General features: G+C 63.1%; 10 protein-coding genes. All 10 read left to right on the forward strand.

What is annotated here, in order from left to right:
* The first annotated feature begins 162 nt into the window (after window positions 1–162).
* The 10 genes from bglB to AC0CMF_RS10370 all read left to right on the forward strand — a co-directional run bounded on the left by bglB (window position 163) and on the right by AC0CMF_RS10370 (window position 11,874).
* On the forward strand, window positions 163–1,281 hold the full coding sequence (gene bglB, locus AC0CMF_RS10325; RefSeq protein WP_374631392.1) for a beta-galactosidase BglB: 1,119 nt from the start codon (window positions 163–165) through the stop codon (window positions 1,279–1,281).
* A gap of 94 nt (window positions 1,282–1,375) precedes the next feature.
* Window positions 1,376–2,656, forward strand: a complete 1,281-nt coding sequence (locus AC0CMF_RS10330; protein ID WP_374631394.1) for an ABC transporter substrate-binding protein — start codon at window positions 1,376–1,378, stop codon at window positions 2,654–2,656.
* 73 nt (window positions 2,657–2,729) lie between these two features.
* Window positions 2,730–3,623 (forward strand): carbohydrate ABC transporter permease, encoded by an 894-nt coding sequence (locus AC0CMF_RS10335; protein WP_050474842.1) that lies wholly within the window; start codon window positions 2,730–2,732, stop codon window positions 3,621–3,623.
* 109 nt (window positions 3,624–3,732) lie between these two features.
* The gene (locus AC0CMF_RS10340; RefSeq protein ID WP_247647895.1) at window positions 3,733–4,521 is read left to right on the forward strand and encodes a carbohydrate ABC transporter permease; all 789 of its coding nucleotides are present in this window, start codon (window positions 3,733–3,735) and stop codon (window positions 4,519–4,521) included.
* Window positions 4,522–4,547: 26 nt separating this feature from the next.
* Window positions 4,548–5,636 (forward strand): ABC transporter ATP-binding protein, encoded by a 1,089-nt coding sequence (locus AC0CMF_RS10345; protein WP_374631396.1) that lies wholly within the window; start codon window positions 4,548–4,550, stop codon window positions 5,634–5,636.
* Between the two features lie 101 nt (window positions 5,637–5,737).
* Complete coding sequence (locus tag AC0CMF_RS10350; protein WP_472481607.1) at window positions 5,738–7,027, forward strand: Gfo/Idh/MocA family protein; 1,290 nt, start codon at window positions 5,738–5,740, stop codon at window positions 7,025–7,027.
* Between the two features lie 27 nt (window positions 7,028–7,054).
* Complete coding sequence (locus AC0CMF_RS10355) at window positions 7,055–8,089, forward strand: Gfo/Idh/MocA family protein (protein WP_472481609.1); 1,035 nt, start codon at window positions 7,055–7,057, stop codon at window positions 8,087–8,089.
* Window positions 8,086–9,153, forward strand: a complete 1,068-nt coding sequence (locus AC0CMF_RS10360) for a Gfo/Idh/MocA family protein (protein ID WP_374629552.1) — start codon at window positions 8,086–8,088, stop codon at window positions 9,151–9,153. The genes AC0CMF_RS10355 and AC0CMF_RS10360 overlap by 4 nt, the downstream gene beginning before the upstream one ends.
* A 409-nt stretch (window positions 9,154–9,562) precedes the next feature.
* Window positions 9,563–10,114, forward strand: a complete 552-nt coding sequence (locus AC0CMF_RS10365; protein ID WP_374629553.1) for an invasion associated locus B family protein — start codon at window positions 9,563–9,565, stop codon at window positions 10,112–10,114.
* Window positions 10,111–11,874: a ShlB/FhaC/HecB family hemolysin secretion/activation protein gene (locus AC0CMF_RS10370; RefSeq protein ID WP_374629554.1), complete on the forward strand. Its 1,764-nt coding sequence runs from the start codon at window positions 10,111–10,113 to the stop codon at window positions 11,872–11,874. The genes AC0CMF_RS10365 and AC0CMF_RS10370 overlap by 4 nt, the downstream gene beginning before the upstream one ends.
* Window positions 11,875–11,915: the final 41 nt, after the last annotated feature.

Here is an 11,915-nt window from a genome sequence, read left to right on the forward strand (position 1 = left end):
CAAGCTGGCTCGATCCGGAAATGGCGAAATTTTATGCAGGCGCGTGAAAAACACGATTCAATCGGTTTAACTGATTGCCAAGGCTGCAGGATTGTGGTTGCCTGACAATAACGGAATTGCGTTCCGAAAAAATTTCAAGCGGTATCGGGGAGGAGATCGCGCATGCATCCGCTGTTGCGGCAGAAGGAGAGGTTTGTCACCCGGGACGAGGTCTGCGGCCTCATCGACCGGCTGACCGGGAACCTCATCAACATCGAGGACAAGACGGGTGAATTCCTGCTCCGCCTCGAAGATGGCCGCGTCATTGATACCAAGGGTTGGGCCGGCTGGGAATGGACTCACGGCATCGGGCTCTATGGCCTGTTCCGCTACTGGCAGCTGACCGGCAATGCGGAGGCCATGCGCATCATCCGCGACTGGTTTTCGGCGCGGCTGGCGGAAGGCACGCCGACGAAGAACATCAACACGGTTGCCCCGTTCCTCACCCTTGCCTGGCTGCATGAGCTTGCGCCCAATCCGCAGTGGGTGCCCTATCTGGAAACCTGGGCCGAATGGGTGATGCACGAGATGCCACGCACCCGCGAGGGCGGGTTGCAGCACATCGTCTACAACAGCGTCAACGACCAGCAGATGTGGGACGACACGTTGATGATGAGCGTGCTGCCGCTGGCCAAGACCGGGCTGGTGCTGGGGCGCCCCGAGTATGTGGAAGAGGCGAAGTACCAGTTCCTGCTGCATGCCCAGTATCTGATGGACACGCAGAGCGGCCTCTGGTTCCACGGCTGGAGCTTTGACGGCAACCACAATTTTGCCCGGGCGCTCTGGGCGCGCGGCAACAGCTGGATCACCATTGCGATCCCTGAGTTCATCGAGATGCTGGACCTGAAGGAGGGCGACGCGTTGCGCCGCCATCTGCTGTCGGTGCTGGGCCGTCAGGCCGCCGCGCTGAAGCAGTACCAGCATGAAAGCGGCCTGTGGCACACGCTGCTGGATGATCCATCAAGCTATGTGGAAGCCTCGGCCACGGCGGGGTTCGCCTATGGCCTGATGAAGGGCGTGCGCAAGCGCTATCTGCCTGGCGAATACCTTGAAGTGGCCGAGCGTGCCATGCGCGGCGTTGTTGCCAACATCAGCGAGGATGGCGAGCTGCAGCAGGTGTCCTTTGGCACCGCCATGGGCCATGACCTCGATTTCTACCGGGAGATCAAGCTGACCTCGATGCCTTACGGGCAGGCGATGGCCATGCTGTGCCTGACGGAGCTTTTGCGCAGCTACATCTGACAGGGCTGCGGGGGAATGCGGCGGGGAGAGGAGCCCTGCCGGAGCACAAAGGCCGCGGAATGGAGGTTCCGGGCCGAACAGGGAGGAGACCAGAATGACTGTCACACGCAGAACCGTCCTTGGGGGAATGGGTCTGGCTGCACTGGCCGCTGCCATGCCGGGCGGCGCGGCCCTCGCCCAGAACCGCACGATCCGCCACTACTGGTGGGGCAACCCGGAGCGCGACAAGCGCACCTTTGCCGTGATCGAGGCCTTCCAGAAGAAGCATCCGGGCATCACTGTTTCGGGCGAGACCATCGGCTGGGGCGACTACTGGACCAAGATGGCCACCCAGACGGCGGGCCGCAACATGGCCGATCTGGTGCAGATGGATCACCGCTTCCTGTTTGAATATGTGGGCCGCGGCGCGTTGCAGCCGCTGGATGATCACATCGGCAAGACGCTGATGCTCGACGGTTTCGACCAGGGCCCGCTGGATGGCGGCAAGGTGGACGGCAAGCTTTATGCGCTGAACATCGGCTCCAACTCGCAGATGGTCGTCTTCAATGCCCGCGTCTTCAAGGACGCCCGCGTCGAGTTCGATCCCTACAGCTGGACCCATGAGGATTTCGCCCGGATCGCGGCGGAGATCACCAAGGCGTCCGGCGGCCGGGTGAAGGGCACGGACGACTTCTCCACCTATATCGAATATCTGGAAGCCTGGGTGCGCCAGCGCGGCCGCGAATTCTACGACAACGATGGCAACGTGGCGGCGACGGCCGAAGACGCCGCTTCCTTCTTCCTGTACTGGGATGATCTGCGCAAGGCCGATGCCGTGGCCCCCAGAGACCGGGCGCTGATGCTGGACCCGGCACTGGCCGAACGCGGTGTCGTCAAGGGCGATACGGCCATGTCGCTGATCTGGTCGAACCAGATCGTCGGTGTGCAGGATCTGATGCAGGACGAGGCAGGTCCTGCCATGCTGCCGCATCTGGCCGGCGGCCAGCCGGGCCAGTTCATCAAGCCGTCCATGTTCCTCTCCCTGTCGCGCGATGCCAAGGACGTGGATGCGGCCATGGCCTATATGAACGACTGGGTGAATGACCCGGAGATCACCGGCATTCTTGGCCTTGAACGCGGCATTCCCTGCTCGCCGAAGGTGCGTGAGGCGCTGGCGCCGTCCTTCAGCTCCATCGAGAAGCGCACGGTCGATTACTTCACGGCGATTCAGGACAAGGTCGGCCCGCTGCCGATGCCGCAGCCCAAGGGCGCGGGCGAGGTGCGGGATGCCTTCATGCGCACGGCCTCGAATGTGATCCTCGGCACGCAGACACCCGCCGATGCCGGTGCGGAGTTCATCGACGACGCCCAGTCGATCATCGAGCGCGCGCGCTGATACGCGCATTGCCTGGAACCATCCGCCCCACCCTCCGGCGGGGCGGATGCCTGCAAGACAAGGCCTGCCTTTCATGAAACGGTTCCTCGCCCGCAACGCGCCCGGATATTTGTTCCTGTCTCCGTGGCTGCTCGGCTTCTTCCTTCTGGCCCTCGGGCCGATCCTCGTCTCGCTCTACCTGTCCTTCACCAGATACGACATGGTGAGTGATCCGCGCTGGGTTGGTCTTGGCAATTACGAATACATGTTCAGCCGCGACCGCCGGTTCTGGAAGGCACTGGAGGTGACGTTCACCTACGTGGTTCTGGCCGTTCCGGCCCGTCTGGCCTTTGCGCTGGCGGTGGCGATGCTGCTGGACAAGGGGCTGCGGACCATCGGGCTTTACCGTGCGATCTTCTATCTGCCCTCTCTGCTCGGGGCTTCCGTTGCCATCGCCATTCTCTGGCGCGAGCTGTTTGCGGCCTCTGGCGTCGTCAACGAGGTGCTGGGCTTCTTCGGCATTTCCGGGACGGACTGGATCACCAATCCGAAGACCTCGCTCTACACGCTGGTGGCGCTGGCCGTCTGGCAGTTCGGTTCGCCGATGCTGATTTTCCTGGCTGGCTTGCGCGGCATTCCAAGGGATCTTTATGAGGCGGCGGAAATTGACGGCACGCCGAAATGGCGCCAGTTCACGCGCATCACGCTGCCGCTGCTGGCTCCGGTGATCTTCTTCAATCTGGTCCTCCAGACGATTGATGCCTTCAAGACCTTCTCCAGCGCCTTCATCATTTCAAACGGTGTCGGGGCGCCGGCGGACAGCCTGCTGTTCTTCACGGTCTATCTGTTCAACGAGGCCTTCAAATTCTTCCGCATGGGCTATGCCTCGGCACTGGCCTGGGTGTTGCTGCTGATCATTGCGGCCTTCACGGCGCTTGCCTTCTTCACCTCGAAATACTGGGTGCACTATGACAACGACCGCGACTGACCTTGACCGGGCCATCGAGGCCGATGAAGCCGCACGCATCGCCCACGAACTGCGCCTGAAGCGCGACCGGCGCGAGCGCAACGGCCGTTACCTGAAGCATCTGTTCCTGATGCTGTTTTCGGTGGTGATGCTCTATCCGCTGTTCTGGCTGACGGCCTCCTCGCTGAAGCCGGAGAACGAGATTTTCGGCAGCCTGTCGCTGTGGCCGTCGAATTTCCAGTTCGATAATTACACCAAGGGCTGGTTCGCCCTGCCGGTGCCTTTCACCACCTTCTACATCAACTCCACCATCGTCACGGTGCTGTCGGTCATCGGCAACCTGATCTCCTGCTCCTTTGCGGCCTATGCCTTTGCGCGGCTGCAGTTCACGGGGCGCAGCTTCTTCTTCGCGCTGATGATGATGACGCTGATGATCCCCTATCACGTGGTGCTGATCCCGCAGTATGTGATGTTCCTCAATCTTGGCTGGGTGGACACCTACCTGCCGCTGGTGGTGCCGCGCTTCCTGGCGGCAGATGGTTTCTTCATCTTCCTGATGGTGCAGTTCTTCCGCCAGCTGCCGCGGGAGCTGGACGAGGCGGCGATGATCGACGGCTGCTCGCCCTTCAAGATTTACTGGGCCATCATCCTGCCCCTGTCGCTTCCGGCCATGGCCACGGCGGCGATCTTCTCGCTGATCTGGGTGTGGGAGGATTTCCTCGCCCCGCTCATCTACCTCAATGACATCAAGAGCTACACCGTGCCGCTGGCGCTTCGCCTGTTCCTCGATCAGGAGGGCCAGTCCCTCTACGGACAGATGTTTGCCATGTCGGTGCTCTCGCTCGTGCCGGTGCTGATCTTCTTCGTGGCCTTCCAGAAGCTGATCGTGCGCGGCATCGCGACCTCCGGAATGAAGTGAGAGCAGGGCTCCAAGGGAACATAACTATGGCTGGATTGACACTTCGCAACGTCGGCAAGAGCTACGGCAAGCTCAGCATCATCAAGGGGCTGGATCTCGACGTGGTGGACGGGGAATTTCTGGTGCTCGTCGGCCCTTCGGGCTGCGGCAAGTCCACCCTGCTGCGCATGATTGCCGGGCTGGAGGATATCTCCGAGGGCACGATTTCCATCGGCAGCACCATCGTCAACGATCTGCCCGCTTCCAAACGCGAGCTGTCGATGGTGTTCCAGAGCTACGCGCTCTACCCGCATATGACCGTCGCCAAGAACCTCGCTTTCGGCCTGCAGAATTTCAATGTGCCGAAAGCGGAAGTGGCCCGGCGCGTGGCGGAGGCTGCCCGCATCCTGCAGATCGAGGCGCTGATGGAGCGCAAGCCGCGCCAGCTGTCCGGCGGGCAGAAGCAGCGTGTGGCCATCGGCCGTGCCATCGTGCGCGAGCCGAAGCTCTTCCTCTTCGACGAGCCGCTGTCGAACCTCGACGCAGAGCTTCGCGTGCAGATGCGCGCCGAGCTTGCCGCACTTTACAACCGCCTCGGCACCACAATGATCTACGTGACCCACGATCAGGTCGAAGCCATGACCATGGCCAGCCGGATCGTCGTGCTGCGCGGCGGCAAGATCGAGCAGGTGGGCACGCCGCAGGAGCTTTATACAAAGCCCCGCAATCTCTTTGTCGCCGGTTTCATCGGCTCGCCCAAGATCAACCTGATGACGGCCAGCCATTCCGCCGTTGATGGTGCGTCTGCGGCGGATGTGGAGGGCTTTGGCCGCTTCACCATCCCGCAGCTGGCCACCAGCGACGCCAAACTGACGCTCGGCATCCGCCCGGAAGCTATGCGCATCGGCGAAGGGGAGGTTCAGGGGCAGGGCAGCCTTCGCCTTGTCGAATATCTTGGCAGCGAGACGCTGCTGCATGTGGCGCTGGCGAATGGCCAGGTGCTGCTGGTCAGCGATTCCAGCCGCCGCGCCTTCCGCGCCGGAGATACGGTGCCGGTCGGCTTCGATCCGTCAGACCTTCATTACTTCGATGCCTCGGGCCAGCGCACCGGGGCTGCCAATGCCGGCACTCAATGAGTTTGTCTCATTGAGTGCCGGTCAAGCCCGTGCGGGCATGAGCAATTTCAAGGCGCGATGCGTCAGCATCGGAAGACTTGGTATAACGAGAGCCAGAACCAGTGAAGATAGCCATCGTTGGATGCGGGTCGCGGCACAAGATGTTCCGCGATTCCGTTGTCGAGGATTACTCGGACAAACATGAGATCGTCGCCCTGTGCGACAGCAACGGCCACCGGCTGCGGCTGGCGGCGGAAGCGGCCTCGCAGCCTGGCACCAATGGCGTTGCGACCTATCTGGCGGGCGACTTTGACCGGCTGATCACCGAGCAGAAGCCGGACACGGTGGTGGTGGCAACGCCGGATTTCCTGCACAGCGACTATATCGTCCGCGCCTTCGAGGCAGGCTGCGATGTGATCTGCGAGAAGCCGCTGACAATCGATCTGACGCGGCTGAAGATGATCCTCGACGCGCAGGCCCGCACGGGCCGCAAGGTGATGGTCACCTTCAACTACCGCTATTCCCCGGCCCGCACGCAGATCAAGGAGCTGATCATGTCGGGCGCCATCGGCACGGTGACGGCGGTTGATTTCCGCTGGCATCTCGACCGGGTGCACGGGGCTGACTATTTCCGCCGCTGGCACCGCCAGAAGGAAAACTCAGGCGGGCTGCTGGTGCACAAGTCCACCCATCATTTTGATCTGCTGAACTGGTGGCTCGGCTCCGTGCCGGTGGATGTGTTCGCCTCCGGCCGCCGGGCCTTCTACCGGCCGGAGATGGCGGTGGAGCTGGGCCTTGACGGGCGCGGTGCCCGCTGTGCGGACTGCGCGGTTGCCTCGTCCTGCGACTTCGAGCTGGATATGGACGGCGATGAAAACCTGCGCAGCCTCTACCGGGAGGCGGAGGACGAGGATGGCTACTACCGCGACCGCTGCGTCTTTGATGCCGATATCGGCATCGAGGACACGATGCAGGCCCACATCCGCTATGCCTCCGGCGTGACAGCCAATTACACCCTGACCGCCTATTCCCCATGGGAGGGGCTGGAGATCAAGTTCCAGGGCACGAAGGGTGACATCACCCACCGGCACGTGGAAGTGCATGGCGTGTTTGGCGGCGAGCGTGCCCATGCGGGCGGGGATGCGGTGACGACCGAGCTGCATCTGGCCGGAGAGCATCCGCGCATGCTCGACGTGCCGCATGGCGAAGGCCACCATGGCGGTGCTGATCCGGTGATGCTGGGCTACATTTTCGATCCCGAGGGCATGGAGCCGGACCGCTTTGGCCGTGCTTCGGACCATGTGGCGGGTGGCTGGTCGATCCTGACCGGCATTGCGGCCAACATGTCCATCGAGACCGGCTCCGCCGTGAACATTCCCACCATGCTGCGGGCCCGCGGCATCACGCTTTAAGTCCGGTAGAGAAACAGGGAGGCCGTCATGGAACGGGTGATCCGGGTTGGCGTCATTGGCGTTGACCATGGCCATATTCTCGGCATGGCCGCATCCATGCGCGCTGCGGGTGCGCAGATCGTTGCCTGGAGCACGGGCGTAGACACGGGCGACGCAGAGCGCGCTGCCTTCCGCAGCCTGTTTCCTGACGTGCCGCAGCGCGAGGAGGCTGCCGTTCTGGAGGATGGCGGCCTTGATATCATCCTGAGCGCGGCGGTGAATGCGGACCGGGCGCGGATCGCCATCGCCGCCATGCGCCACGGCAAGGACGTGATGGTGGACAAGCCGGGCTGCACCTCGCTGGAGCAGCTGGCGCAGATCCGGCAGGTGCAGGCGGAAACCGGGCGGATCTGGTCCGTCTGCTTCTCCGAGCGGCTGCAGGTGGAAAGCGCCACGCTGGCCGGGCAATTGATCGCGGAAGGGCGGATCGGCAAGGTGGTGCAGACCGTTGGTCTCGGTCCCCACCGGCTGAATGCGGCAACGCGCCCGGACTGGTTCTGGACCCGCGAGCGCTCCGGTGGCATCCTCACGGATATCTGCGCGCATCAGTTCGACCAGTTCCTGTTCTTCACCGGCTCCACCTCAGCAAGGGTGGTCAGTGCCCATGCTGGCAATGTGGCCAATGCGGAGCGGCCCGGCTTTCAGGACTTCGGCGAGGTGCTGCTGGAGGGGGACGGCGGGCGCGGTTATGCCCGGGTGGACTGGCTGACGCCGGATGGCCTGCCGGTCTGGGGCGATGGACGCATCACCATTCTGGGCACCGAGGGCTTCATCGAGCTGCGCAAATACATCGATATCGCGGGCCGTCCGGGCAAGGATCACGTGTTCCTGTCGGACCGTAGCGGCACGCACTATCTCAATGCCGAAGGGGCCGGGAAACCCTATTTCGCGGCGCTTTGCGCGGACGTCCTGACGCGGGGCGAAAGTGCGATGCCGCAGGCGCACGCCTTTCTGGCAACGGAATTGGCCCTGACAGCACAGCAGATGGCGGAAGCGGCAGGACAGGGGGAGACTGCAGAATGAGCCGTCCCATAGGTATTGCCGTTCTGGGGGCTGGCATCGGCAAGGCGCATGCGCTGGCCATTGCCGGTCTGCCGGATCACTACCGCCTGCTTTACGTCTGCGATCTGGACCGGGCACGGGCGGAAGAGGCGGCCAGCGCCGTGCCGGGTTGCAAGGCTGTGACGGATATGGCCGAAGTGCTGGCAGATCCTGAGGTGGAGATTGCCGCTATCTGCCTGCCGCCGCGCCTGCATCATGCGGTGACGCTCAAGGTGCTGGCAGCGGGCAAGCATGCCATCTGCGAAAAGCCGCTGACCGGTTCCCTGCGCGAGGTGGACGAGATCATCGCGGCGGCAGAACAGGCAGGCCGCCATGTGTTTCCGGTGTTCCAGTACCGCTATGGCGCCGGCTACCGGGGCGTCCATGCGCTGAAGCAGGCCGGGCTGCTGGGCAAGGCCTATACGCTGTCCATCGAAACCCACTGGCAGCGTGGGGCGGCCTATTACGCACCGGCCTGGCGCGGCACCTGGGCGGGCGAGATGGGCGGCGTCATCGTCAGCCATGCCTGCCATGCCCACAACCTTGCCACCTTTCTGATGGGCGATGTGCAGGAGGTGGCGGCCTTCCTCGAGACGCGGGTGAACCCGATCGAGACGGAAGACTGCGCCGCCATCATCCTGCGGCTTGCCAGCGGCGCTCTGGCCACATCCTCAGTGACGGTGGGGGCGGCGGGAAACTCGTCCCGCTTCCGTGCCTGTTTCGAGCATGTGACCGCGACCTCCGGCACGCATCCCTATCAGATCGGCGCCGGTCCCTGGACGTTCGAGGCCACGGACCCTGTCCGGCAAGGGGAAATCGATGCCGTTGTGGCCGCCGCCGCCGAACCGCCGCTGCGCTATGCCGGGCAGCTTGCCGACATTCACGCAAGGCTCTGCGGCCAGCCGGATCTCTACCTGCCCAGCCTTGCCGAGGCGCGCCATTCGGTGGAGCTGATGACGGCGCTTTATGCTTCTGCGCGCGGCGAAGGCCTCGTCAAGCTGCCGCTCTCCGCAGACCATCCGCTTTATGGCGGCTGGCAGCCCTAGGGGCATATATGTTGCCTGAAACCGGGAGAGCGATTGTCCGTCAGACTGCTCCCGGCTGCCCACTTTTTGCCGCAATTGGCGCAATCCGGAATTGCCGAATGCATAGATTGCAGCTTCAGAGATGTGTATGTTGCTGAAAGTTAACGTGATTTACGAAAGTTTTCCCAAGTGAAAAGAATGTGATCGATGTCACATTTGTACCCAAGTGTGCTCCGTATAAATCCTGATATGTAGGGTTGTATGGAGTGGCGGTTTGGCAAACGCTGTTTTTACCTATGGTAGAACTGAGGTTGTGGTGTCTGGTGTCTTCCAGAAATCGCACAGGCTCCCGATATATTCTTGTGATTTTATAAGATATGCATTGAGTCCAGCTCTGAAGTTCATCCGCTCCGCTCTTTTTGCTGTATTGATGCTTCATGTCTCCGGTGGTTATTTTTCCGCATATGCTGCCGGGGAAGAAGAAGCGGATCCTGCTGCTTCTGTTCCTGCGGTGGCTTTCGGGCAGTTCGGGGATTGGCTGCTGAAATGCGTCAGGGCGGAGAGCGGCAATGCTTGCGAGCTGGTGCAGCCGCTGATGGTGGAGCATGAAGGCCAGCCCGTCGAGCTGCTGACCCTCGCTGTTTCGAAAGCGGCCGACAGGTCCGGCAAGGCGGACTGGGCGCTTGTGGTGCTGACGCCGCTGGATGTGGATCTGCCGTCCGATTTCGGCCTGCAGGCCGGGCAGGGCAAGCCTGCGCTCTTCCGGTACCGCAACTGCAATCATCTGGGCTGTTTTGCTGTCGTGCCGCTCGACAAGGGCTGGATCAGCCAGATGCAGAAAGCTGCGGAGGGCACCGCCTATTTCCGGCTGCTCAACGGCCGGGCGGTGAAGGTGTCCTTCTCCCTCGCCGGCTTCACCAAGGGCTTTGAGGCGCTGGCCTCGGGCAAGGTGCCGGACGGCGCGGCAGGAGAGGGCGGATGAGGGGGCTCTCCCGCTTGCCTCTGCGCCCGCTGCTGCTGGCCTCCGTCACCAGCCTTGGCCTCGCCGGGCCTGCCCTTGCGCAGAGTGCTGCCGATCAGGCGGCGCGTCAGGCAGAAGAAATCCAGCGCCGGTTCTCCGAGCAGCAACGGCTTTTCGAGGCTGAAAGCCTGGAGACCCAGCGCCGCGCGCCGTCGGGCGCAGTTCTCGATACGCCGCGTGACGCCGGGCCGCCGCCGGGCGGCACCTGTGTTGAGGTCCAGACCATCAGCGTGACCGGCGCCACTCTGGTGCCGCAGGCCCGCATCAATGCGGTGGCAAGCAAATGGCAGGGCCGCTGCCTTGGCCTTGCCGAGTTGAACGGCGTGCTGGAAGACCTGACGCAGCTTTATCTCACGCGCGGCTACATCGCCTCGCGTGCCTATCTGCCGGAGCAGGATCTTTCGACCGGAGCCCTCCGGGTCGAGATCGTGGAAGGCCAGCTTGAGGACGTGGTGCTCAAGGGGGAGCAGATTGGCACCGGCCGTCTCGTCACCGCCTTTCCCGGCATGGCCGGCAAGCCGCTGAACCTGCGCGATGTGGAGCAGGGGCTGGACCAGATCAACCGGGTGAATTCCAGCACGGCCACGATCACGCTGGAGCCGGGCGCCGAACTGGGCGACAGCGTGCTGGCGGTCGCCATCGAGCGCGGGCGGTTCTGGGCGCTGAGCTATGGCGCGGACAATCTGGGTTCGAAGGCCACCGGCATCTATCAGAGCCGGGTGGACCTTGGCCTCGACAATGTGTTCGGCATCAATGACCAGTGGAGCTTCGGCTACCAGCGCTCCATGGACCGGCATCCGCTGTTCATCTCGCCCAAGCGCCCGGACAGCAACACGCTGAACGGGGCCGTCTCCGTGCCCTTCGGTTACTGGACGTTTGGCCTCAATGGCAGCTGGAGCAACTACCGCTCCAACATCGAGGGGCAGTTCTCCCAGATTGACACCTCGGGCGGCTCGCGCTCGCTGTCACCTTACGTGTCGCGGGTGCTGCACCGGGATCAGACCTCCAAGACCTGGGCCACAAGCCGCCTGACCTGGAAGGAAACCGAGAACTTCATCCTTGGCAACCGCATCGACGTGTCCAGCCGCGTGCTGGCGATCGGCACCTTCGAGCTGGGCCATTCGCGTCAGCTTCTGGGCGGGCAGGCCAGTGCATCCGTTGCCTATCACCGTGGCCTTGATGCGCTGGGGGCTGTCCGTGACAAGTGGGCAGCGCCCGGCACGCCGCGCGCCCAGTTCAACAAGTTCACCGCTTCGCTCGGCTATTTCCGCGCCTTTCCGGTGGGTGAGGCGAACCTGCTGTTCAATTCCAACGTGACTGGACAGTGGTCCAGCGAGCGGCTGTTCGGCTCCGAGCAGATTGCTTCCGGCGGCTATTACACGGTGCGCGGGGTGCGCGACAGCGTGCTCTATGGCGACCGGGGCTATGTCTGGCGTAATGAAGTGTCGCTGCTTCTGTCGGCTCCCGAACATGCGCAGCTGGCCCGGTTTCTGGGGCGGGTTGAACCCTATGTGGCGGCGGACTTCGGCCGCACCCTGGCCGCCGGGCAGGGCAATGGCGTTTCCGGCAGCATGCTGGGCGGTGCCGTTGGCCTGCGCAACCGCAGCGGCCGTGTGAGTTTCGATATTTCCTACAGTGATTTGCTGATCGAGCCGGATTTGCCGGCCGCCCAGAAACCCTCCTCGGGCCTTTTCCTGGGGCGGGTGGCGATTTCCTTCTGACGACTGGATCTCCCATGGCCCAGCAAGGGCCAAGGCTGAAC

Source organism: Pannonibacter sp. CBAS1226 (assembly GCF_055685825.1).